This is a genomic window from Arthrobacter sp. 10L424, from assembly GCF_056395325.1.
This window is the reverse complement of record NZ_JBFTJH010000002.1, coordinates 257,585-279,318: the sequence shown is the minus strand read 5'-3', so window position 1 is coordinate 279,318 and position 21,734 is coordinate 257,585. Positions and strand designations below refer to the sequence as shown.

Here is a 21,734-nt window from a genome sequence, read left to right as displayed (position 1 = left end):
GGATGGGACCATGCGCATTTTGATCGCCCCGGACAAGTTCAAGGGCTCCCTGACCGCCGCCGAAGCCGCCGCCGCCATCGCCGAAGGAGCCCTGCGCGTCTATCCCGACGCCGAGACCATACAGTTTCCGGTGGCCGACGGCGGCGAAGGAACCCTTGAGGCGGCCGTCGCCGCAGGGTACGAGGAGCGGCTGAACGCGGTGGTCGGCCCGATCCTGGCGCCGGTCGGCGCGGCCTGGGCGATCCGGAAGGACGCCTCCGGCGGGGCCACCGCCGTGATCGAAACCGCGCAGGCCTCCGGGCTGGCGCACATGGAACCCACCCCGGCCAACGCCCTGCGCGCACACAGCTACGGCTGCGGCCAGCTGATCGCCGCCGCCCTCGACGCCGGCGCGACGGAGATCGTGCTGGGCCTGGGCGGCTCGGCCATGAGCGACGGCGGCAGCGGTGCCCTTCGCGCGCTGGGCCTCAAGCCGCTCGACGCCGCCGGCAACGTGGTGCCGCTCGGCGGTGGCTCGCTCGCCGAGGTGGCGCAGCTCGATGTCAGCGGACTCGATCCGCGGCTCGGCTCGGCCAGGTTCCGGATCGCCGTCGACGTGCAGAACCCGCTCGTCGGTGCCGACGGCGCAGCCCACGTCTTCGGCCCGCAGAAGGGCGCCGACGCGGACACCGTGGAACTGCTCGACGCCGGACTCCGCAACTGGGCCTCAGTGCTGCGCCAGTCCACCGGCCGGGACGTCAACGTCCCCGGAGCCGGGGCGGCCGGCGGTTTCCCGGCGTCGTTCCTCGCCTTCAGTGACGCAGCGCTGGAAGGTGGCTTCGAGCTGGTGGCCGGACTCACCGGGCTGGCCGACAAGCTCGTACAGGCCGACCTTGTGATCACCGGCGAGGGCTCGCTGGATTCGCAGTCGCTGACCGGCAAGGCGCCGATTGCGCTCGCCGATGCCGCGCAGCGCCTGGGTATTCCCGTCATTGCGGTCGCCGGACGGATCCTGGTCACGCCTGAGGACCTCGCCAAGCACGGGGTGGTGGCCGCGGCGCAGCTGTTGGACGTGGCAGGGAGTCCCGAGGACGCCGTCGCCAACGCCGCGAAGTACCTCGTCTGGGCCACCAGCCAGGTGCTCGAGGGCGCCTGAGCGCTTAGGCGCCCGTCTCATAGTGCGGCTCCGCGACCGGTTTGGATTCGGGGGAGCCCCGCTCCCGTAGGTACACCGAAGCGCCCACGAGCACGGCGACCGCCAGGAACTCGCTTTGCCAGTTCTGGAAGGACTCAAACCAGAAGCGGCTCGTTGCGAGATACTCAAGGACTGTCACGGGAGCCTCGCCGTGGCTCTGTTGCTCGGAGCTGTACGCGTCCGCCCCTCCGACGGCGTGGAGCACGAAAGATGCGAGGAACAGCAGCAGGAACATGATCGACAGTGAGTGTTCATACAGCTTGAGGACCCACCCCCCGCGGCGCACGGGCCATGGGGTGGCCGCCTTCAGGTCCGCGGTCCGGGGGTCCTCGTCCTGCGGGGCATCCCGGCCCACCGGTTTGGACTCCGAGGATCCTTTCTGGAACAGGAAGACCGTCAGGATGACGTACATGCCCATCTGCAGGAACTCGGACTCCCAGTTCTCAAATGTCGCTTCGACGAACGCGCCGGTGCCCAGGTATCCCAGCACCGTCACGGCCGGCTCGCCGTGGGCCAGCTGGTCCGAGCTGTAGTCCGCGGCTCCACTGAGGACCATGCCGCCGAAGAACACCACGAACAGGCCGATATTGGCCAGCAGCAGGCCGTGGTTCTTGACCCACGAGCCCTTGCTTCGTCCCGGTTGTGTGCCCTGCGGGCTTGGGTTTGCCATGTCAGTTACCTCTTTCGGCATGCCGGCGGAGCCTGCTCGGTACGTAAGCCAGCAGGACGAGCAGTACAACCAGCAGCACCCCGCCGGCCCACAGCCCCGCCGCCCGGCCTGCGGTGACGTCGAAGACCAGTGCCGAGGTGCCCACGCTAAGGAGCCCGACGCAGGCCAGGGACACCTTGGCGATCCGGTCCGCGCTGGCCACGAGGGCCGCCCTAAGATGCAGGCGGAACAGCCGGCGGTGAACGCTCACGGGCAGCAGGATCAGCGCAGTGGTGAGGGCGGCCAGCGCCACGTTGGCAAGGTAGAGGGCAGTCTGGAAATCGTCCAGCGTCTCGAACCTCGACTGGAAGGGCAGCGTCAGCAGGAAGCCCCCCAGTATCTGCACACCTGTCTGCAACACGCGCAGCTCCTGCAGCAGTTCCATCCAGTTGCGGTCCAGTTTTTCGATGGCGGACTCGTTGCGCCCGCCCGCCGTGTACTGGTTCTTGCCCCCAGTCGGGGACTCCCCGGGAGCGGACTCCGGCTCTAAATCGGACAAGTGGCCTCCACTGGATGACGGTCTGGCTGCGGCGGCAGCCAACTCTCAACCTAGGCTTGAGCGTTACGGAATTCAAGCCGGTACTAAGCGTACTGATCAATTTTGCGGGTAGGGTGGGATTGTTTACTTCGCGGGCAGCGTCGCAGCTCCGGGCCATTGCCCGTTGCGGGCGACGCGGTCCTAGGAAACCGACACGTTGGGTAGGTGGACGATGAGCGATTCACGCAAACAGCAGGACCAGCCGCGCGACCCCCGGGGCGGCTACTACTCCGGGTCGTTCCCGGAGCAGGTGCAGGAACAGCCGGGCCTCACCGCGCCCATGGACCCCCAGCCGGACCACGGCGAGGAGAGCTACGAAGGCAGCGGCGCCCTCACCGGGAAGGCCGCGCTGATCACAGGCGGGGATTCCGGGATCGGCAAGGCGGTGGCGATCGCGTTCGCCCGCGAGGGGGCCGACGTCGCCATCTCCTATCTGCCGGAAGAGGAAACCGACGCCCAGGACACTGCGGCGTGGATCCGCAAAGCCGGCCGCAAGGCGCTGCTGATCTCCGGGGACGGACGCAACGAGGAATTCGCCACCAGGATCGTCGACGACGCGCTCGCCGAGTTCGGCCGGCTCGACGTTGTGGTGCTGAACGCCGCGTACCAGAAGAACCGCGACAGCTTCGAGTCGCTCCCCACCGAGGAGTTCGACCGCGTCTTCCAGACAAACCTCTACTCGCTGATCTGGACCGCCCGGGCGGCGGTGCCGCACCTGGAGGCTGGCGCGTCGATCATCACCACGGCGTCGATTCAGGCGTTCAACCCCTCGCCGGAGCTGATCGACTACGCCATGACCAAGGCCGCGCAGGTCGCCTTCACCAAGGCCCTGGCTCAGGAGCTCGGCCCGAAGGGAATCCGGGTCAATGCCGTGGCACCGGGACCCATCTGGACGCCCCTGATCCCGGCGACCGAGTGGCCGGAGAAGCTGCCGTCGTTCGGGCAGGACACCCCGCTGCAGCGCGCGGGACAACCGGCTGAGCTCGCGCCGGCCTACGTGCTGCTGGCTTCCGACCACGGCTCCTACATTTCCGGCGCGGTCCTGCCTGTCACCGGCGGCAAAGGCCTCTGACCCCTGTCACGGCAATTCCGGCAGATCCAAGAAACCAGGCAGTTCACCATTCCACTACGGGAGGAACAGCATGACCGAGGAACAGCAGCAGGAACCGATCGAGGAAGCCGGCGGCTACGGAACGCCGACGGTGGAGCAGGAGCTACCGGGCGGAGACGCCAAAAAGTTCGCCCAGCCCCGCGAAGAAGAAGCTTTCGACGCCGCCGGACTCAGCCAGGACAGCCCGGACGGCGAGACCTACCCCGCCGGCGCACCGGACCTGAGCCAGTTCGGCGCCGAAGACCAAGACAGTGCAGGAGAACCCGGAGCAGGACGCTTCGGAGGAACGGAGGAACAGATGAGTTCAGAAAACGCCAGCACAACCCCCGGCTACGACGCAGACGCCACGGAGAATTCCGAGGTGGCCATGCCATCCGCTGAGGCGGAGATGGATGCGACCAACACCGAAGAGCCCGACGCCGGGCGGCCGTTCTCCTCGGAGCCCGGCCAGGATGCGGCCGGCCTTCCGGACGGATCGGGAACGGACCTGCCCGAAAGCAAATCGGCCAAGGACGGCGACGGCGACGACGAGGAACCCTTCGACGCCGGCTAAAGCCTCCGCCAGCTAAAGCCAGCGCGCCGCCCGCACCGCCGCGCGACGCAGCGAAGGCCGGGATCCGGACACCCACGTGGTGTCCGGATCCCGGCCTTCGGGCTGTAGCAAGGCGGCGGCGCTACCGGCGCTTCTTCGGCGCGCGTTTCACTGCGGCCGTGGCAGCAGGCACCACGCCTTCCGTTTCCGGCTCGGCCACGGTGCCGCGGACCTTCGCGATCGCCGTCATGCCGTGGTAAATCACCAGGGCCGCCGCCGAGCCGAGGGCGATGCCGGTGAACACGAGGTCGCCGATGGTCCAGGTGTAGTCGGCGATGCCGACGATCAGTGCGACGGCGGCCGTGGTCAGGTTGATCGGGTTGGAGAAGTTCACCTTGTTCTGCACCCAGATCTTGACGCCCAGGACGCCGATCATGCCGTAGAGCATCGTCGCCGCGCCGCCCAGGACGCCGGCCGGGACGGTGGCGATGAGTTCGCCGAACTTGGGCGAGAAGCTCAGCACCACGGCGAAGACACCGGCAACCCAGTAGGCCGCCGTCGAGTAGACCTTGGTGGCGGCCATGACGCCGATGTTTTCCGCGTAGGTGGTGGTGCCGGAGCCGCCGCCCATGCCGGCAAGGACGGTGGCGGCGCCGTCGGCCATCAGCGCCCGCCCGGAGACGCCGTCGAGGTTCTGGCCGGTCATGGCGGACACGGACTTCACGTGGCCGATGTTCTCCGCCACGAGGACCAGGACCACCGGCACGAACAGGCCGACGACGCCGATGTGGAATTCGGGGGTCTGGAAGAACGGCAGTCCCACCCAGGCGGCGGAGTCCATTTTGGTGAAGTCAACTTCGCCCCGGATCATCGCCACGAGGTAGCCCGCCACAACGCCGACCAGGATGCTCAGCCGGCCCAGGATGCCGCGGAAGAAGACGCTGACGACGATGATCGTGGCCAGGGTGATGAGGGCCGTGATCGGGGCGGCATCGAAGTTGGCCTTGGCGGCCGGGGCGAGGTTGAGGCCGATCAGCCCCACGATGGCGCCGGTGACGATGGGCGGCATCAGGCGGTTGATCCAGCCGGCGCCGAACTTCTGCACCACCGCGCCGATGACCGCCAGCCCGACGCCGGCCAGCACCACGCCGCCGAGCGCGCCGGCGACGCCGTACTGCTGCTGCGAGGCCATGATCGGTGCGATGAAGGCGAAGCTGGACCCGAGGTAACTGGGCACCTGGCCCTTGGTGATGACCAGGAACAGCAGTGTGCCGATGCCGGAGAAGAAGAGCGTGGTGGCCGGGGGCATGCCCGTGATGATCGGGACCAGGAAAGTTGCGCCGAACATGGCGACGACGTGCTGCATTCCGACGCCGATGGTCAGCGGCCAGGCAAGGCGCTCGTCCGGCCTGACGACCTCACCGGGGCGGATGGCCTTGCCGTTGCCGTGGAGCTTCCATTTGGTACCGAGCATGCTCATTGCCGGGGCCTTTCAGAGAATGTGTGGCGGGGCGGGAAGGAATCTTCCGGGGGCAACTTTACCGCGCCGGTGTTTCCGGCATGCGTCGCCGGCGGCGGCCCTGTATCTGACGGCTGCGCGGCTGTAACTGACGACGGCGCCGCTGTGCCGGACGTCACGGGGCGTTGCGGGAAGTGGGAAGCACAAGTTGAAGTTGCAACTATAGACAGTAACCAGTGGCCGCCGTTCCCGGCGGGTACGCCCAGCGAAAGGGATGCTCTTGACCATCGCCCATGAAGAAGCAGTAATCGACGCCGCCGCAGTGGACGCCATCTTTGCCGAGGCCCGCACCGCCAACACCTTCACCGGTGAGGTCACCGACGAGCAGGCCCGGGCCATCTACGAACTCACCAAGTTCGGGCCCACCGCGTTCAACTCCCAGCCGCTGCGCGTGACCTACGTCCGGTCCGCCGAGGCCCGCGCTACTCTAGTGGAAACCCTCGCCAACGGCAACCGCGCCAAAACCGCTTCCGCACCGCTCGTCGCCGTCCTCAGCTACGACACGTCCTGGCAGGACCAGTGGGACAACTTCCTGCCCGGCTACAACGCCCCCAAGGCCATGTACGACGCCGCCCCGGACCTCGCCGCGGCCACCGGCAACAACAACGCCCACCTGCAAGCCGGTTACTTCATCCTCGCCGTCCGGTCCCTCGGCTTTTCCGCCGGACCCATGACGGGCGCGGACTTCACCGCGATTGACGAGGCATTCTTCCCCGACGGCGGCCAGAAGAGCTTCCTCGTCGTCAACATCGGACAGGCCGCGGCCGACGCCTGGGGTGCAGCCAAGCCGAAGTTCGCTTACGACGACGTCGTCCGCACCGTCTGACGGGTGGCCGCTGACGCGGAGGTGCTCCGGCACCATTCGAACGCGGAGGTGCCTCCGGCACCATGGGGGACAGGCCGGAGGCACTCGGGACGCAATTCTGCGGTTGAGCGCAAGGCCGCATCCGGGGCCGCTTCCAGTTTAGTCCGCTTCGGTCCTCTGGCTACAGGGCTGCGGGGCCCGCAATGGGGTTTCGTGGCGGACTTGCCGGTCGAACAGCGGGTCGCGCTAAGTCATGTCCGAGACGGGTGTCACACTTTGTGCGACGGGGTGCAATACTAGGCTCACCCGCGGCGCTCAGTCGGCGCATATCGGGCTATTGCGAGCGGACCGGGGGGCCACTACATGACGCTTGACACCTTATCTTTGCGTGTCGCCCTGGCGGTGGTCGACCTGACGCTGCTGCTGCTTTTCTACTTCATTACGTTCCGCCGGACGCGGTCTGCCTACAGCGGCTCGTGGTGCCTGGCGCTCCTGTTTTTCCTGTCCGGCAACGCGGCCTACCTGCTGGACGGTTCGCCGCACCAGGTCTGGGCCAACCCGCTGGGGAACGTGTTTCTCGTGGCCGGCGCGTCCAGCATCTGGGCGGGCGCCCGTTCGCTGCGGACCAGTGTTCCCAAGATCTGGTATCTGGCGGCCGGCCCCGCCATAACGGCCGTGGCATCGGCGCTGGACCAGCCCGCCACCAACGTGTGGTCCGGCGGCCCGGCCTATTTGGGATTCATGAGCCTGCTGATCGGCTTCGCCTGCCGGGAACTGTTCCTGCTGGACAGGCACTTCTCGCGCGTGCACCGCACGCTGGCCGTGGGCTCCGCCTTCCTCGCGGCGTTCTATCTGGGCCGCCTGGTTACCTTCGTTCTCGAGGGACCCGACGGAGCTGTGTTCCTGACCGTCTTTGGATCCGTCCCGGCGACGGTGACTTCGGCCGTGATCATGGTGGTGGCGTCATTCACCATGGCGGAGCTGAGCTACGAGCAACAGACCCAGGACCTCCGTGCCCGCGCCACGGTGGACGGGCTGACCGGGCTGCTGAACCGCACGGCTTTCCTTGACTTGGCCGAGGACGAACTGCGACGCCTCACCCGTGCCCGGACCACGGCGTCGCTGATCCTGGCGGACCTGGACCACTTCAAATCCATCAACGACGAGTATGGCCATTCGGCCGGCGACACCGCCCTGCAGGCGTTCGCAGAGGCCTGCACGTCCACCGTCCGATCCACGGACCTTGTGGGCCGCTACGGCGGCGAGGAATTCATCATCCTCCTGCCGGGCGTTTCGCCGGAAACGGCCGCCGACATCGCCCGGGACATCAGCGCCCGGGTGCAGGCCTCGGCGTCGCCCGTAATCCCCTGCCTGCCTACTTCCAGTTACGGCATCGCGTCGACCTCGCCCGGCCGCGTGGACCTTGACGCGTTGATCGCCTCCGCGGACGCCGCGCTTTACCGTGCCAAGACCCTGGGCCGCGACCGCTCAGTGCTCGCCGGCAGCCTCGAGGCAGAACCCGCCTAAGCAGCCCGGCCCGGGACCGGCGGGCCGACGCCCGGCCCGAAGGCCGGGCCGTTGGCAGATGCCCGCGTTAGGAGATGACGCCGTCCACCAGCGCTTTTGCCTCGGCCTGGACCTGCTTGAGGTGTTCGGCGCCCTTGAAGGACTCGGCGTAGATCTTGTAGACATCCTCGGTGCCGGAGGGGCGGGCCGCGAACCAGGCGTTCTCGGTGACCACCTTGAGCCCGCCGATCGATGCCCCGTTGCCGGGCGCCTCGGTCAGCTTGGCCGTGATGATTTCTCCCGCGAGTTCCGTGGCGGTCACGTCTGCCGGTGAGAGCTTGCCGAGGGCTGCCTTCTGCTCCCGGGTGGCCGCTGCGTCGATCCGCGCGTAGACCGGGTCGCCGAACTGGTCGGTGAGGCCCTTGTAGAGCTGCGACGGCGACTTCCCCGTTACCGCGGTGATCTCCGACGCCAGCAGCGCCAGCAGGATGCCGTCCTTGTCGGTGGTCCAGACGCTGCCGTCTTTTCTGTTAAAGGACGCGCCGGCGGATTCCTCGCCGCCGAAGGCGCCTTCGCCGGAGAGCAGCCCCGGGACGAACCACTTGAAGCCCACCGGAACTTCGACCAGTTTGCGGCCCAGGCTTTCGGCCACGCGGTCGATGATGGAGGAGGAAACCAGGGTCTTGCCGATCACGGACTGCGGGTTCCATCCGGTCCGGTGGCGGTAGAGGTAGTCAATCGCCACCGCGAGGTAGTGGTTCGGGTTCATCAGCCCGCCCTGCCCATCAACAAACGGCGTCACGATCCCGTGCCGGTCGGCGTCGGCGTCGTTGCCGGTGGCGATGTCGAAGGGTGCGGACCCGTCCGCACCAGCAGCCATGCGGTTGATCAGCGAGGCCATCGCCGACGGCGAGGAGCAGTCCATCCGGATCTTCTCGTCCCAGTCGAGCGTCATGAACGCCCACTGCGGATCGACGGTTGGGTTGACCACCGTGAGGTTCAGGTGGTGGCGTTCGGCGATCTCGCCCCAGTAGTCCACCGACGCTCCGCCCATCGGGTCGGCGCCGATCCGGACCCCGGCCTCGCGGATGGCATTGAGGTCCAGGACGGAGGGGAGATCGTCCACGTAGCTGCTGAGGAAGTCGAACTTGCCCGTGGTGCCCGCGCTGAGCGCGTCCGCGATGGGAACCCTTTTCACCCCGCGGAGGCCGTTTTCCAGCAGTTCGTTGGCGCGGTTGGCGATCCAGCCGGTGGCGTCCGAGTCGGCGGGTCCGCCGTGCGGGGGGTTGTACTTGAAGCCTCCGTCGCCGGGCGGGTTGTGGCTCGGCGTCACCACGATGCCGTCTGCCTGCGGGGCCCCGGCCGGGGAGTTGTTGTTGTGCGTCAGGATGGCGTGGCTCAGTGACGGGGTGGGGGTGTAGCCGTGGCGGGCGTCGATCAGCACGTTGACGCCGTTGGCCGCGAGGACTTCCAGGGCGGAATTCTGCGCCGGCTCGCTCAGGGCATGGGTGTCTTTGGCAAGGTACAGGGGCCCGGTGATCCCTTGGCCTGCCCGGTACTCCACGATCGCCTGCGTGATGGCGAGGATGTGGGGTTCGTTGAAGGAGGCTTTCAGGCTCGACCCCCGGTGCCCGGACGTGCCGAAGACCACCCGCTGGCCGGGATCGCCCAGATCCGGTGAAACGTCGTAGTACGCATCCAGGAGCGCAGTGAGATCAACAAGGTCTTGGGGTTGGGCAACAGTGCCCGCGCGGCTAGCCATGGCACCAGCATGCCAGACCGTCGCGGCAGGGGACATGATTTCGGCGGATTACGGCCCCTGTGACGCAAGAAATATCCTGCCCCTTGAAGCGGCGCGGCGGTAGGCTGAATCCAGAGACTTCACGAGGGGAAAACCATGACTGACCAGCCGAAACCTGACAAAGACGAGACTCCTGAGGGCTACCGGCCGCCGTCGTATATTCCGGCGCAGGAGTCCGACGTTCCTGCGCCCCCGGCTCCGCCCGCGACGTCGGCGTTCGAGCAGCAGGACTACGGCCACCGGACATCCGGAGCGCCGGGCCAAGGTGAGCAGTACGGCCAGTCCGCGCCGGACTACAGCCAGCCCACCGACCCGTACGGCACGCCGGCACAGTATGGCCAGCAGCCGTACGGCCAGCAGCCGTACACCCAGCAGCCTTACGGGCAGCAGCCTCAGTACGGCCAGCCGGGCACGCCGTTTAACGCCTACGGCCAGCCGGCGTACTACGGGGTCCCGCCGGAACCCAAGGGCCTGAGCATCGCCAGCCTGTGCTGCGGCATCGCCGCCTTTGTGGGGCTGGGCTTCTTCCTCCTGCCGCAGCTCGCGGCGGTCATCCTGGGGCACATGGCCCTTAAGCGCGAGCCGGCGGGCAAGGGCATGGCCATTGCCGGCCTGGTCATGGGCTATGTGGGGATCGCGCTGGCCATTCTGGTGATCGTGCTCATCGTGGTGGGGCTGGCCATCGGCAGCTCGACCTACCGGGGGTACGGGGTCTAGGCACTTCCGCCAGAGGTAAGAGCCGCGACCAGCCGTCCGGCGTTGGCTTCGAGCCAGGTGCCGCGGCGGCGGATCACGTCGCCCACGCCGTCGTCCCACATCCGCGCCCAGCCGCCGCCGAGCGCCCTGGCGTTGTTCCGCATCCGCTCGTGGCTCAGAGCGGTGGACTCGATTCCGAACGCGGGCAAACGCCGGCGTTCCTCGGCGTTCCAGCCGAAGGCGTCAGCGAAAATCCGGAGCCGCCGGAACGGGTCAACCGCCTCCCAGCCGGGCCAGGCGTCGGCGGGGTCCCGGAGCGGAACCCAGTGCATCGCGGTGTTGAAGGAGTCCTTGAGCGCCGTCGTGGGGCCGGCGAGGTCGAAGTCAACCAGTCCGGCGGCACGGCCGCCCCGCACCACTACGTTTTGGGGCGTGACGTCGAGATGGCAGACCAGCTCTGCCGGATCCTGCCGGACCGGGCGGCGCGGGAAGGGGTGGGCGCCCGGCACGAAACCGGCCGATGCCCCGTGCAGGCGCCGCAGCAGTTGCGCTACGGAGACCAGGAGATCCTCGGACTGGACCCACGCCTCCGGGACGGGGCCGGCGCACTGTCCGGGCAGGTAGGTCAGCGCGTCCCGCCCTTCCGCGTCCCGGCCCAGGAACCGCGGGGCGCCGTCGAATCCGGCGTCTTCCAGCCAGTCAAGGTACGCGGCGACGGCGAGGGACTGGGGCTGGTGCGGGCGGCGGATGGTTCCGCCCACCCGCACCACACCGGCGGTGACATCGCCCGCCGGCATGAGTTCGACGTCGGACGCCTCGCCTGCGGCGGGGGCGTAGACGCGGGACTCAAGCGGCGCGCGGTGCCTGGAGCTCATCGGCTCAGCGTACGCCGCCCATCAGCTTCTTGATCGCCGGCGAGGCCGCGGCCAGGCCAACGGCGAGCAGCATGGCCGTGCCGCCGATGCCGATGAAGTAGGGCAGCTCGTCCTCCGGGTTGTACAGGCCGGAGAGCAGGCCGGCCAGGGTGGTGCCCAGCGACACCGAGAGGAAGAACAGCGCCACCATCTGGGTGCGGAAGGCTTCCGGCGCCAGCTTGGTGGTCACGGACAGGCCGATCGGGGACAGGAAGAGCTCCGCGAGGGTGAACAGGAACAGGATGCCCACCAGTGCCAGCAGCGGGGTCTTGCCCTCTCCGGCCAGCGGGATGAAGGCCAGGAAGGCCAGGCCCATCACAAAGAGGCCAATCGAGAACTTCAGCGCCGAGCCGGGCTGTTTGCGGCCCAGCCGGGTCCAGAGCGCAGCCATCACGCCGGCGAAGATGATGATGAATACCGGGTTGATGGACTGGACCCAGGCTGCCGGCATTTCCCAGCCGAACAGGTTCCGGTCCAGCTTCTCCTCCGAGTACACGGCGATGAAGGTGAACTGCTGCTGGAACAGGGCCCAGAATGCGGCCGAGGCGATGTACAGGGGGATGAATGCCCCGACGCGCCGGCGTTCGGTGCCGTTGACCTTTTTGCTGCTGAAGATCAGGGCGAAGTAGAGCACGGACGCGCCGATGGCCGCGTAGGCCATGGACATGGCCAGGTTCCCGGCGTTCACGATGCCGGTGGCCAGCAGCACGGCGATCACGGCGGCGATGGCGGCGAAGCGCAGGCCGTACTTGGTGCGCTCGGCGGCGGGCAGCGGGTTGTGCACCCGGTTTGCCTCTTCAGGCAGCTTCTTGCGGCCCACCGAGTAGATGGCCAGGCCCACGCCCATGCCGATGGCGGCGGCGCCGAAGCCCCAGTGGAAGCCTTGGCTTTCCTGCAGCCAGCCGGTGACCAGCGGGCCGATCAGCGCGCCGGCGTTGATGCCCATGTAGAAGATGGAGAATCCGGCGTCGCGGCGTTCGTCCTTCTCCCGGTAGAGGCTTCCCACCAGGGCCGTGGCGTTGGCCTTCAGGCCGCCGGAGCCGACGCCGACCAGCACCAGGCCGGTGATCAGGCCCGGAATGCCCGGTACCAGGGCGAGGCCGATGTGGCCGGCCATGATCAGGATGGCGGAGCCGAACAGCACCTTTTCGGAACCGAAGAGCCGGTCCGCGAGCCACGCGCCCAGGATGGTGGAGAGGTAGACGCCGCCGCCGTAGGCGCCGACGAGGCCGGCGGCCAGGGCCTTGTCGATTCCCAGGCCGCCTTCAGCGGCCGTGAAGTACATGTAGTAGAGCAGGATGCCCTGCATTCCGTAGAAGGAGAAGCGCTCCCACATCTCTACGGAGAAGAGGCTGGCCAGCATCTTTGGGTGGCCAAAAAAGGACGTATCGCCCGGCGTTGTAGCGGGGGGACGGGATAAATGAGTTGTGCTCATTTACTTAATGCTGACACTGTGACGCGGGATTGTCACATTCGCGGCGCCCCGGGGCAAGTCATTCGCCCGGCGTTTCGCCCTCCTTTTCCGCCCCGTTGCGCTGCCAGTTAATGCTGCTATTGGGCCGGAATGGCAGCAACGTCTGATAGCGCAACGGGGCGGGATGCGGGCGGGGTGGAGCGGTCAAGCGAGGCGCGGCTACCCGGCGTCGAACATGATGACCTGGCGCACGGCCTTCCCGTCGGCCAGCTGGTCCATGGCCTGGTTGATGTCCGCCAGCGCGATCCGCGAGGAGATCAGTTCCTCCACCGGCAGCTTCCCGTCCCGCCAGAGCTGGGCGTATTTGGGAATGTCCCGCGACGGCACCGCGGAGCCGAGGTAGCTGCCGACGATTGTCCGGGCCTCGGCAGTGACGGTCAGCGGCGAGATCTGGGCGCGTGCGTCCGGGTGCGGCAGGCCGGCGGTGATGGTGGTGCCGCCCGCCGCGGTCGCGGCGAAGGCGGTTTCGAAGGCCCGCGGATTCCCGGCGCATTCGATCACGTATCTGGCCTTGACGTCCTCCTCGAGCACCTGCTGCGGGGTGTAGGTCTCGTGGGCGCCCAGGCGGCGGGCGTGCTCGAGTTTTTCCGCCAGCGTGTCCACGGCAACGATCCGTGAAACACCCTGCGATATTGCCGTGATCAGCGCGGCCATGCCGACGCCGCCAAGCCCCACGATCATGATGCTGTCCTGCGGCCGGGGCTGCGCTGCGTTCAGGACGGCACCGCCTCCGGTCAGCACGGCGCAGCCGAGGACGGCGGCGACGTCCGCCGGGATGTCGTCGTCCACCGGTACGGCCGAGGCGCGGTCCACCACGGCATGGGTGGCGAAGCCGGAGACGCCCAGGTGGTGGAAGATCTTCTCGCCGTCGCGGTCCAGGTGCATCGATCCGTGCAGGAGGGTGCCTTCGCCGTTGCTTTTCGAGCCGGCCGTGCAGGGGAGCCGGCCGTCTTCGGCGCAGTTTTCGCACTCTTCGCAGCGGGGCAGGAAAGACATCACCACGCGCTGGCCGGGGGCGATGTCCGTGACGTCCGAGCCGACCTCGACGACGCGCCCTGCGGCCTCATGCCCCAGCAGCATCGGCACCGGACGCACCCGGTTGCCGTCCACAACGCTCAGGTCCGAGTGACAGATGCCGGCCGCCTCGATCTGCACCAGGATTTCGGTGGGGCCGGGACCTTCGAGCTCCAGCTCGGCGATGGTGATGGGCCTGGAATCCGCGAACGGCCGGGGGCGGCCGATTTCCTCAAGTACTGCGCCGGTAATCTTCATCGATCCCTCTCATGTGGTTTCCAGGCTGAAAACGTTGTGGCTTTGCTCTGCTAAACCGTAGCGGCACCTGCCCGGTAATTCACCCACGCCGGGCGGATAGCGGGGCTAGCACCCCAACTGCGCGGCCAGCTGCAGCAGCAGCGCCTCGGAACCCATCGGCCCGATCAGCTGGACGCCCATCGGCAGCCCCGCACCCGTCGCCCCGCCGGTCCAGTGCACCGGAATGCTGATCGCAGGCAGCCCGCACACGTTCACCATGGACGACCACGGCGCGTACTCGCACTGCTTGCGGTAATCGCCGTCGGCATCCCCCGCCCATTCGGCCGCCGGCCAGTACCCGTCGCCGTGGGCGGCCCCGGTGAACCAGCCCACCGGGCGTGGGGTCTGCGCCAGCGCCGGCATCAGCATCAGGTCCCAGGCGGCGTACTGGGCAAGCGTGTCCCGCTGGAACTGGCGCAGGAAACCAAGGGATTCGGCGAGTTTGGCCGGCCCGCGCTGCTGCGCGCGGCGCCGGAATGTCCGTGTCAGCGGCGTCAGGAGCGCCTCGCGCTGGGGAGTGATCCGGGCGTCCCCGACGGCGGCGGTCCAGGCCGTGGTGAAGGCGCCCGGGTAGCGGTTGTCGTAGCGGATGGAGGCTTCCGAGGTTTCGTGCCCGGCCGCCTCGAGCCGCCGGATGCCTTCGGCCAGGGCGTCCAGCGCCGCGGGGTCCGGGGTGAAGGGGAAGATCGTCTGCCACGGGCTGTCCAGGCTCACCCCGATCCGGAGCCCGGGCGGGTCCTGCGCGGTGAGTTCGAGGTAGCTGGAATCGGTCTTCTCGGTCCCGGGGCCGGTCCCGGGGACCATGGCATCGAGCAGCAGCGCGGCGTCCGCCGCGGAACGGGCCAGCGGCCCGGACACCACCAGCCCGGCCGGATCGCCGGTGCTCTCACCCGCCGGAGCCAGCCCGCGGCCGGGCTTGAGGCCCACCAGCCCGCAGGCGGCGGCCGGAATGCGGACCGAACCGCCGCCGTCGGAACCGGGGGCAAAGGGAACCAGCCCGGCCGCCACGGCGGCGGCGCTGCCGCCGCTGGAACCTCCCGAGCTGCGGCTGAGGGCATGCGGGTTCCGGGAGGGCGGCGCGATCCGGTTCTCGCTGTAAGCCGTCAGTCCGAACTCCGGAACCTGGGTCTTGCCCAGTGAGACCACACCCGCGCCTTTCAGGGCGGCGACGAGGGCGCCGTCGGTCAGGGCGGGCTTGTGGTCCAGTGCGGCGCTGCCGTGGGTGGTGACGACGCCGGCGACGTCCGTCAGGTCCTTGAAGGCCACCGGCATCCCGTGCAGCAGCGCCAGGCCGGTCCCGTCACGCGTGGCCCGGGCGTGGGACTCATCAGCCATGGTCGCGTCCAGCAGTGCCTGCTCCGCGGTGACCGTGATGAAGGCGCCCAGCTGAGGGTTTTCAGCAGCGATCCGGTCGAGGAAATGCCCCGTGGCCTGCCGCGAGGACAGCTCGCCGGCGCGGAGGGCATCGCGGAGCTCCACGGCGGAGAGCTCGTGGATCTCAGCCACAGTCACGCGGCTCCCCGGGTGCGCCCTCCGGGGGACATGCCCAGTGGTGGTGCCGGCGCGTGGACATGTTGGCATTGTGCCCAGCCGTCGCGGCGAGGGGAGGGCATGTCCCGTGGGCGGGGGAGCGGGGAGCTACAGGGATCGCTGGCCGGTCAGCTGCCTCGGGTCTCCTTTGCGCCATCCCAGAAGCGTAACGTGCTGCCGGGTAGGGGTGCGGCACGGGCGGCTGGCGATACGCTGGAGGCAGACCATGCATTCTGCGGAAGGGACGACCATGAGCGACTTTGACACCGTGACCGTGTCCGGCATCCCCGAAGGGGCCACGATCCTTGATGTCCGCGAAGGATACGAATGGGTCGCGGGCCACGCCGCCGGTGCGCTGCACATCCCCCTGGACCAGCTCCCGGCCCGGCTCGAGGAACTCGACCCCGACGAGGACCTCTACGTCATCTGCCGCACCGGGGGCCGCTCCTTCCGCGCGGTCCAGTGGCTCTCCGGGCAGGGGTACTCCGCCCTGAACGTGGCCGGCGGCATGGACCAGTGGCTGGAAACCGGTATGCCGCTGGTGTCCGACAACGGACTCAAGCCCGTCATCCTGTAGTTGAAGAAAGAAGCGCCGATGCCCGCATCACCCGCCACATACACCTTTCTCGGACCCGCGGGCACCTTCACCGAGGCAGCCCTGATGCAGGTCCCCGGCGCGGAGGACGCCGTCCGCGTACCGTCGTCGAACGTCAACACGGCGCTGGACAGGGTCCGCGACGGCTCGGTGGACGCGGCGATGGTGCCGATCGAGAACTCCGTGGAAGGCGGCGTCACCGCCACCCTGGACGCAATCGCGACCGGACAGGAACTGCGGATCCTGCGTGAAGCCCTGGTGTCGATCAGCTTCGTACTGGTGGCCCGGCCCGGGATCAGGATTGAGGACATCCGCCGGATCTCCACGCATGGCCACGCCTGGGCACAGTGCAGGCTCTGGGCAGAAAAAAACATTCCAAATGCGGAATATATCCCGGGCTCTTCCACGGCCGCGGCGGCCATGGGACTGCTGGAGGGCGACCTCCATTACGACGCTGCGATCTGCGCCCCGATCGTGGCGGCAGAGCAGCCAGGGCTCGCGGTGCTGGCGGAGAACATCGGTGACAACCCCGGTGCGGTGACACGTTTTGTGCTGGTCGGCCGGCCCGGTGAACTGCCGGAGCCCACCGGCGCGGACAAGACCACTGTGGTGGTGCCGCTGCCGGAGGACCGCCCCGGCGCCCTCATGGAGATCCTTGACCAGTTCGCCACCCGCGGCGTGAACCTCAGCCGGATCGAGTCGCGGCCCACCGGCCAGTACCTCGGCCACTACTTCTTCAGCATCGACGCCGACGGCCACGTGGCCGACGCCCGCGTCGCGGACGCCCTGGCAGGCCTGCACCGGATCAGCCCGGCCACCCGCTTCCTGGGTTCCTACGGCCGCGCCGACGGGCACCGGACCGTTGTGGAGCCACACACGTCCGACCAGGCATTCCGGGCAGCCCATGCGTGGGTCAAAGACATACTGTCCGGAGCATCAGTGGTGCCGGAATATACGTCCGGGGCTTCGCCCACAGCGTAGACAAATGCCACATCGGGCACTTCCGCCCCTATGAAACTGTGCGTATGCTTGCCTGATCCATATTGGGGAAGTCCTCTATCGAGGGAGCAGGTCATGGCAGGAACCAGCCTTGAAAATGACGGCCAGGGAATGATCGTGAATCCCAAGCCGACCGCTGACAACCAGGACTGGGACGGCGACGACGCCGACCGTGCAGACCGGCTGCGCTTCGAAGAGGAGCAGGCCATGATCCGCGAACAGTCCGAGGCGCGCGCCGCCAAGGCGGCCGCGGAAGCTAAGAAATCCGCAGCCGCGGACAAGGAAACCGCAGCCAAGGACGCCGCAGGGAAGTAGGCCGCCACGAAGGCAGCTGCGGCTAATCGTCCTCGGTGCCTTCCTTGACCCGGACGAGCAGCGAGCCGGGAGCAATCTGCACGGTGACTTTCGTGGCCGCGCCGGTCGGATCGCCGTCGACCTGTGTTGGCATCGGCTCCGCGCAGCGGATGGTGACCTTGCCCGAGCGGTAATACGTCATCACCGGCAGGTTCCTCTTGTGCTTCAGCACGATTTTCCAGTACATCGCCAGCCAGCCGATCGCGCTGCGCGGACTCATCACCACGACGTCGAGCATCCCGTCATCGATCATGGCCTGGGGGATGAAGTCGATGCCGCCGGGGATCAGGCCGCAGTTCGCGAACAGCACGCTGCGGATCTTCCGGCTCTGTTCCGGCTGGTCGTCCAGCGCGATGGACACCTTCTTGCGGCGGCCCGGGAGGTGCCGCACGCCCGCTTCGGTGTAGGCCAGCCAGCCCACGGCCTTCTTCAGCCCGTCGTTGGTGTCGCCCACCACCTCCGCATCCATGCCGATGCCGGCAATGACCAGGAACGTGTGCTCCGCCGCCGCGTTGGTGCGTGAGTTCTCCACCTTCATTCGCGCCGTATCGATGAAGCGCTGGTGCCCGAACAGGGCTGTCTGGACACTTCCGTTCAGGTCGCCCACGTCGAGGTGGATGTTGCGGGCCAGCAGGTTGCCGGTGCCAAGCGGAATGAGGCCCATGGCGATGTCCGTGCCGGCGAGGGCGTCCGCCACCACCCGCACAGTGCCATCGCCGCCGCCCACGAGGACGACGTCGGCGCCGTACTCGATAGCGGCCCGCGCCTGTGAGAATCCGGGGTCCTCGGCGGTGGTGTCGAAGAACCGCGGCGGCACCCAGCCGGCCGCGGCGCATGCACTTTCAATCACCGTGCGGGCCTCGTCGGACCGGGACTTGATGGGGTTCATCACCACGGCGACCTTCTGCTGGCCCTGGCCGGGGCTGTGCGTTTCCTCCCACACGGCGCTGCGGGTGTGTTTGGCCTTGAGCTTGCGCACCCCCCACCAACTGGAGACGGCGAACGCCAGGACTCCAGCGATGATGAGGTACAGCAGCCAGTCGCGCATTGTGCTCCAACACTATCCCGCCGGTGGCCGGAGCCCTGATTGCCCGTCGATTGCCCGGTAATGCTGGTTGGATTGGATACTCTTGTCTGGTGATCGACGTAAAAGACCTCAGCGAAAATCCGGACAAGTTCCGGGCCAGCCAGCGCGCCCGCGGCGTCGACGAATCCGTGGTGGACGCGATCATCGCCGCGGACTCGGACCGGCGCGCCGCCCTGATCCGCTTCGAGAACCTGAGGGCAGAGCAGAATGCGTTCGGCAAGAAGGTGGCACAGGCCAAGGGCGAAGAAAAGCAGGCCCTGCTGGCCGAGGTGAAGGTCCTCGCGGGCGAGGTCAAGGCCGCCTCCGCCGAGGCCGACGTCGCACAGGCAGCCCATGAGGAACTGCTGCGCGGCATCCCGAACCTGATCGTGGACGGCGTTCCCGAAGGCGGCGAGGACGACTACATCGTGGTCAAGACCGTCGGTGTGCCCCGCGAATTCACCGATTTCGAACCCAAGGACCACCTGGAGATCGGTGAGCTGATCGGCGCCATCGACATGGAGCGCGGCGCCAAGGTCTCCGGATCGCGTTTCTACTTCCTGCGCGGCGTCGGAGCCCGGTTGGAAATGGCGCTGCTGCAGATGGCCATGGAGCAGGCCATCGACGCCGGCTTCGTGCCGATGATCACGCCGACGCTGGTGCGTCCGGAAACCATGCAGGGCACCGGTTTCGACGTCAAGCACGACGCCGAGATCTACCGCCTCGCCGAGGACGACCTCTACCTCGTGGGCACGTCCGAAGTGGCCCTCGCCGGCTACCACGCGGACGAGATCCTGGACCTCTCCGCCGGGCCGATCCGCTACGCGGGGCAGAGCTCCTGCTACCGCCGCGAGGCCGGTTCGCACGGCAAGGACACCCGCGGCATCATCCGGGTCCACCAGTTCAACAAGGTGGAGATGTTCATCTACACCACCGTTGAGGAGGCCGCGGCCGAGCACGCCCGGCTGCTGGCCTGGGAAGAGGAGATGCTGGCCAAGTGTGAACTGCCCTACCGGGTGATTGACACCGCCGCGGGAGACCTCGGCAACTCCGCCGCCCGCAAGTTCGATTGCGAGGCGTGGGTCCCGACGCAGGGCGCGTACCGCGAGCTGACCTCCACCTCCAACTGCACCACCTTCCAGGCGCGCCGGCTCAACATCCGCGAACGCGTGCTGAACGAGGACGGGGCCCCCAAGGGCACCCGCGCCGTCGCCACGCTCAACGGCACCCTGGCCACCACCCGCTGGATCGTTGCCATCCTGGAGCACCACCAGAACCCGGACGGCTCCGTCAGCATCCCGAAGGCACTGCAGAAGTACCTCGGCGGCATGACGGTCTTCCCGGTCATCTGACCCGCAGTCCCGGCCCGTGGCCCCGCCAAGTGCGGCGGGACCACGGGCGCCAGCAACTGTTCATCCCCGGTTCACCGCACGCTGTGGCCTGCGTCCTAGCGGCTGTCGGGGGTGTCTGCTCTACTTGTGAGATGACAACATTGACTGAATCCTCAGTCGCCGGCAACGATGACCGGCGAGACAACAACCAGAACCAGAAGAACGCAGCTGCCCACAAGCTGATGGTCGCGCTCGACGTCGACGGAACCCTCGTGGATCACGACGGCCACATGTCCGTGCCCGTCCGCGAAGCCGCCAGAGACGTCGTCGCCGCCGGCCACCACGTCACCATCGCCACCGGCCGGTCACTCAACGCGGCGCTGCCCATCATCGAGCACCTCGGCATCGACAACGGCTACGCCGTGTGCTCCAACGGCGGTGTCACGCTGCGCCTGGATTCCAGCCTCAGCGACGGCTACGAGATCGTGCACAAGGCCACGTTCGACCCGGGTCCCGTGCTGCGTGCGCTGCGCAAGCGGCTCCCCACGGCCAAGTACGCGCTGGAGGACAAGGACGGGAACTTCCTCTCCACCGAGCGCTTCCAGGACATGAGCTTCGGCGTGGAGGCCATCGGCGTCGACTTCCAGACCATGCTGGAGGCCACCGCGGTCCGCGTGGTGGTCTTCAGCGCCGAGAACACGCCCGACGAGTTCAACACCGCCATCCGGCAGATCGGCCTGGCCGGGGTGACCTACTCGGTGGGCTGGACCGCGTGGCTGGACATCGCCGCCGCCGGCGTCACGAAGGCCAGCGCGCTGGAGCACCTCCGCGGACGGCTCGACGTCGAGGCGCACCGCACGGTCGCCGTCGGCGACGGCCGCAATGACATCGAAATGCTCACCTGGGCCGCCCGCGGCGTTGCCATGGGCCAGGCGCCCGAGGAAGTCATTGCCGCCGCGGACGAGGTCACCCACTCCGTGTTCGACGACGGCGCCGCCCACGTGCTGCGCAGCCTGCTGCTCTAGCAACGCCGCGCGGGCCGGGCTCTGTCAGCCTCGTGCCGTCAGCGCACCTCGAGGATGAGGCCCAGAAGCCTTGCCGCGGCAGGACGCGCCGCGTGTTCCTCATTCCACTGGGCCCGCGCCACGGCCTTGCTGACCGCCTGGGTCGTAATGCCGAGCTCCTCGGCCACCGCCTTCTGCTGCCCGCGGACGCCCGGGGTCAGCAGGTCCAACACCCGCCATTCCGCGGGGCTGCGGTCGTGCACGATGTGCCCCAGCAGCCGCAGCACAGCTTCCGACTCCGCCGCGAGGTCAGCCAGCGGGCCCTCCACGGCCACCGGGATGCGGTCCTTGCCGTTGCGCAGGCGGTCCACGGCCCGGCGGGCGTAAATCAGCCCGTGGCCTGAGGCGTCCTTAATCTGGTTCGGCAGCGGCTCATTGACTGGCCCGACGCCGATCCCGACGTACCAGGCGCCGGTCCGCAGTGCGATCATCGCCGCCTCGACGGCCTGGTGCGGTACGTCCACGATGCCCTGGACCTCGTCCTCCACGGAACGGTCGAAGTCGAGGCGCGCCGGGATGTGCCGCAGGTCCTTGAGGAGCTGCGGCACGCAGTCGCCGTCGCGCCGGCTGTCTGTCTGGTTGATGGTCAGCGTGAACATTCTGGGACCACACTACCCGGTGGTAGATTCGTGGCAAATGTCCCAGTCGGGCCTTGTCACATGACGGCCAGAGCCGGTGGAAACGCCGAATCGGCGGCCGGCTGGA

General features: G+C 68.1%; 21 protein-coding genes. 11 read left to right on the top strand and 10 right to left on the bottom strand.

The features are described from left to right. Nucleotides 1-10 precede the first annotated feature (10 nt). Nucleotides 11-1,135, top strand: a complete 1,125-nt coding sequence (locus AC1DC5_RS04465; protein WP_441407124.1) for a glycerate kinase — start codon at nt 11-13, stop codon at nt 1,133-1,135. Between the two features lie 4 nt (nt 1,136-1,139). On the opposite strand, the gene AC1DC5_RS04460 is transcribed toward AC1DC5_RS04465, so the two are convergent. Together AC1DC5_RS04460 and AC1DC5_RS04455 are read right to left on the bottom strand one after the other, a co-directional pair. Beyond that, the gene (locus tag AC1DC5_RS04460) at nt 1,140-1,844 is read right to left on the bottom strand and encodes a DUF6766 family protein (RefSeq protein ID WP_441407125.1); all 705 of its coding nucleotides are present in this window, start codon (nt 1,842-1,844) and stop codon (nt 1,140-1,142) included. 1 nt (nt 1,845) lies between these two features. Further along, the gene (locus AC1DC5_RS04455; RefSeq protein WP_441407149.1) at nt 1,846-2,292 is read right to left on the bottom strand and encodes a DUF6328 family protein; all 447 of its coding nucleotides are present in this window, start codon (nt 2,290-2,292) and stop codon (nt 1,846-1,848) included. Between the two features lie 301 nt (nt 2,293-2,593). Here AC1DC5_RS04455 and AC1DC5_RS04450 point away from each other — a divergent pair, with 301 nt between their 5' ends. Continuing rightward, complete coding sequence (locus AC1DC5_RS04450; protein ID WP_441407126.1) at nt 2,594-3,493, top strand: SDR family oxidoreductase; 900 nt, start codon at nt 2,594-2,596, stop codon at nt 3,491-3,493. Between the two features lie 70 nt (nt 3,494-3,563). Next, nucleotides 3,564-4,085 carry a prolipoprotein diacylglyceryl transferase gene (locus AC1DC5_RS04445; protein WP_441407127.1) on the top strand — a complete coding sequence of 174 codons (522 nt, stop codon included), beginning with the start codon at nt 3,564-3,566 and terminating at the stop codon, nt 4,083-4,085. Nucleotides 4,086-4,206: 121 nt separating this feature from the next. Here the strand turns inward: AC1DC5_RS04445 and AC1DC5_RS04440 are convergent, their stop codons facing one another. Then, nucleotides 4,207-5,544, bottom strand: coding sequence for a uracil-xanthine permease family protein (locus AC1DC5_RS04440; RefSeq protein WP_476864339.1), 1,338 nt, complete (start codon nt 5,542-5,544; stop codon nt 4,207-4,209). A 259-nt stretch (nt 5,545-5,803) separates the two neighbouring features. Between AC1DC5_RS04440 and AC1DC5_RS04435 the strand changes: the two genes are divergently transcribed. Together AC1DC5_RS04435 and AC1DC5_RS04430 are read left to right on the top strand one after the other, a co-directional pair. After that, nucleotides 5,804-6,409 carry a malonic semialdehyde reductase gene (locus tag AC1DC5_RS04435; RefSeq protein ID WP_441407129.1) on the top strand — a complete coding sequence of 202 codons (606 nt, stop codon included), beginning with the start codon at nt 5,804-5,806 and terminating at the stop codon, nt 6,407-6,409. Nucleotides 6,410-6,751: 342 nt separating this feature from the next. Beyond that, nucleotides 6,752-7,915, top strand: coding sequence for a GGDEF domain-containing protein (locus AC1DC5_RS04430; protein ID WP_476864338.1), 1,164 nt, complete (start codon nt 6,752-6,754; stop codon nt 7,913-7,915). 67 nt (nt 7,916-7,982) lie between these two features. Here the strand turns inward: AC1DC5_RS04430 and pgm are convergent, their stop codons facing one another. Next, nucleotides 7,983-9,656 carry a phosphoglucomutase (alpha-D-glucose-1,6-bisphosphate-dependent) gene (gene pgm, locus AC1DC5_RS04425; RefSeq protein WP_476864337.1) on the bottom strand — a complete coding sequence of 558 codons (1,674 nt, stop codon included), beginning with the start codon at nt 9,654-9,656 and terminating at the stop codon, nt 7,983-7,985. 135 nt (nt 9,657-9,791) lie between these two features. Here pgm and AC1DC5_RS04420 point away from each other — a divergent pair, with 135 nt between their 5' ends. Then, the gene (locus tag AC1DC5_RS04420; RefSeq protein ID WP_476864336.1) at nt 9,792-10,412 is read left to right on the top strand and encodes a DUF4190 domain-containing protein; all 621 of its coding nucleotides are present in this window, start codon (nt 9,792-9,794) and stop codon (nt 10,410-10,412) included. Here the strand turns inward: AC1DC5_RS04420 and AC1DC5_RS04415 are convergent. The 4 genes from AC1DC5_RS04415 to AC1DC5_RS04400 form a co-directional block, all read right to left on the bottom strand. After that, the gene (locus AC1DC5_RS04415; RefSeq protein ID WP_476864335.1) at nt 10,409-11,266 is read right to left on the bottom strand and encodes a phosphotransferase; all 858 of its coding nucleotides are present in this window, start codon (nt 11,264-11,266) and stop codon (nt 10,409-10,411) included. The two genes, AC1DC5_RS04420 and AC1DC5_RS04415, sit on opposite strands and share 4 nt — an antisense overlap. 4 nt (nt 11,267-11,270) lie before the next feature. Beyond that, nucleotides 11,271-12,740 (bottom strand): peptide MFS transporter, encoded by a 1,470-nt coding sequence (locus tag AC1DC5_RS04410; protein ID WP_441407135.1) that lies wholly within the window; start codon nt 12,738-12,740, stop codon nt 11,271-11,273. Between the two features lie 198 nt (nt 12,741-12,938). Continuing rightward, nucleotides 12,939-14,051 carry an alcohol dehydrogenase catalytic domain-containing protein gene (locus tag AC1DC5_RS04405; RefSeq protein WP_476864334.1) on the bottom strand — a complete coding sequence of 371 codons (1,113 nt, stop codon included), beginning with the start codon at nt 14,049-14,051 and terminating at the stop codon, nt 12,939-12,941. A 105-nt stretch (nt 14,052-14,156) separates the two neighbouring features. Continuing rightward, nucleotides 14,157-15,596, bottom strand: coding sequence for an amidase (locus tag AC1DC5_RS04400; RefSeq protein WP_476864333.1), 1,440 nt, complete (start codon nt 15,594-15,596; stop codon nt 14,157-14,159). Nucleotides 15,597-15,870: 274 nt separating this feature from the next. Here AC1DC5_RS04400 and AC1DC5_RS04395 point away from each other — a divergent pair, with 274 nt between their 5' ends. From AC1DC5_RS04395 to AC1DC5_RS04385, 3 genes are all read left to right on the top strand, one after another. Beyond that, a complete protein-coding gene (locus tag AC1DC5_RS04395) occupies nt 15,871-16,197 on the top strand; it encodes a rhodanese-like domain-containing protein (protein ID WP_476864332.1) in 327 nt (108 codons plus the stop codon). Nucleotides 16,198-16,215: 18 nt separating this feature from the next. Beyond that, nucleotides 16,216-17,196 carry a prephenate dehydratase gene (pheA, locus tag AC1DC5_RS04390; protein ID WP_476864331.1) on the top strand — a complete coding sequence of 327 codons (981 nt, stop codon included), beginning with the start codon at nt 16,216-16,218 and terminating at the stop codon, nt 17,194-17,196. A gap of 93 nt (nt 17,197-17,289) precedes the next feature. Then, on the top strand, nt 17,290-17,529 hold the full coding sequence (locus tag AC1DC5_RS04385; RefSeq protein ID WP_476864330.1) for a hypothetical protein: 240 nt from the start codon (nt 17,290-17,292) through the stop codon (nt 17,527-17,529). Nucleotides 17,530-17,551: 22 nt separating this feature from the next. Here AC1DC5_RS04385 and AC1DC5_RS04380 read toward each other — a convergent pair whose 3' ends face one another. Next, a complete protein-coding gene (locus AC1DC5_RS04380) occupies nt 17,552-18,616 on the bottom strand; it encodes a diacylglycerol/lipid kinase family protein (RefSeq protein ID WP_476864329.1) in 1,065 nt (354 codons plus the stop codon). Nucleotides 18,617-18,705: 89 nt separating this feature from the next. Between AC1DC5_RS04380 and serS the strand changes: the two genes are divergently transcribed. Together serS and AC1DC5_RS04370 are read left to right on the top strand one after the other, a co-directional pair. Beyond that, complete coding sequence (serS, locus tag AC1DC5_RS04375; RefSeq protein ID WP_476864328.1) at nt 18,706-19,986, top strand: serine--tRNA ligase; 1,281 nt, start codon at nt 18,706-18,708, stop codon at nt 19,984-19,986. A 131-nt stretch (nt 19,987-20,117) separates the two neighbouring features. Further along, the gene (locus AC1DC5_RS04370; protein ID WP_441407143.1) at nt 20,118-20,990 is read left to right on the top strand and encodes an HAD family hydrolase; all 873 of its coding nucleotides are present in this window, start codon (nt 20,118-20,120) and stop codon (nt 20,988-20,990) included. 38 nt (nt 20,991-21,028) lie between these two features. Here AC1DC5_RS04370 and AC1DC5_RS04365 read toward each other — a convergent pair whose 3' ends face one another. Next, nucleotides 21,029-21,628: a MarR family transcriptional regulator gene (locus AC1DC5_RS04365; RefSeq protein ID WP_441407144.1), complete on the bottom strand. Its 600-nt coding sequence runs from the start codon at nt 21,626-21,628 to the stop codon at nt 21,029-21,031. Nucleotides 21,629-21,734: the final 106 nt, after the last annotated feature.

Excerpts from the sequence above, each read along its gene's own strand:
- AC1DC5_RS04405 (WP_476864334.1), bottom strand. The coding sequence starts at position 14,051 with ATGAAGATTACCGGCGCAGTACTTGAGGAAATCGGCCGCCCCCGGCCG.
- AC1DC5_RS04450 (WP_441407126.1), top strand. The coding sequence starts at position 2,594 with ATGAGCGATTCACGCAAACAGCAGGACCAGCCGCGCGACCCCCGGGGC.
- AC1DC5_RS04385 (WP_476864330.1), top strand. The coding sequence starts at position 17,290 with ATGGCAGGAACCAGCCTTGAAAATGACGGCCAGGGAATGATCGTGAAT.
- AC1DC5_RS04445 (WP_441407127.1), top strand. The coding sequence starts at position 3,564 with ATGACCGAGGAACAGCAGCAGGAACCGATCGAGGAAGCCGGCGGCTAC.
- AC1DC5_RS04365 (WP_441407144.1), bottom strand. The coding sequence starts at position 21,628 with ATGTTCACGCTGACCATCAACCAGACAGACAGCCGGCGCGACGGCGAC.
- AC1DC5_RS04395 (WP_476864332.1), top strand. The coding sequence starts at position 15,871 with ATGAGCGACTTTGACACCGTGACCGTGTCCGGCATCCCCGAAGGGGCC.
- AC1DC5_RS04465 (WP_441407124.1), top strand. The coding sequence starts at position 11 with ATGCGCATTTTGATCGCCCCGGACAAGTTCAAGGGCTCCCTGACCGCC.
- AC1DC5_RS04410 (WP_441407135.1), bottom strand. The coding sequence starts at position 12,740 with ATGAGCACAACTCATTTATCCCGTCCCCCCGCTACAACGCCGGGCGAT.
- AC1DC5_RS04370 (WP_441407143.1), top strand. The coding sequence starts at position 20,118 with ATGACAACATTGACTGAATCCTCAGTCGCCGGCAACGATGACCGGCGA.
- AC1DC5_RS04380 (WP_476864329.1), bottom strand. The coding sequence starts at position 18,616 with ATGCGCGACTGGCTGCTGTACCTCATCATCGCTGGAGTCCTGGCGTTC.
- AC1DC5_RS04420 (WP_476864336.1), top strand. The coding sequence starts at position 9,792 with ATGACTGACCAGCCGAAACCTGACAAAGACGAGACTCCTGAGGGCTAC.
- pheA (WP_476864331.1), top strand. The coding sequence starts at position 16,216 with ATGCCCGCATCACCCGCCACATACACCTTTCTCGGACCCGCGGGCACC.
- AC1DC5_RS04415 (WP_476864335.1), bottom strand. The coding sequence starts at position 11,266 with ATGAGCTCCAGGCACCGCGCGCCGCTTGAGTCCCGCGTCTACGCCCCC.
- AC1DC5_RS04440 (WP_476864339.1), bottom strand. The coding sequence starts at position 5,544 with ATGAGCATGCTCGGTACCAAATGGAAGCTCCACGGCAACGGCAAGGCC.
- AC1DC5_RS04430 (WP_476864338.1), top strand. The coding sequence starts at position 6,752 with ATGACGCTTGACACCTTATCTTTGCGTGTCGCCCTGGCGGTGGTCGAC.
- pgm (WP_476864337.1), bottom strand. The coding sequence starts at position 9,656 with ATGGCTAGCCGCGCGGGCACTGTTGCCCAACCCCAAGACCTTGTTGAT.
- AC1DC5_RS04460 (WP_441407125.1), bottom strand. The coding sequence starts at position 1,844 with ATGGCAAACCCAAGCCCGCAGGGCACACAACCGGGACGAAGCAAGGGC.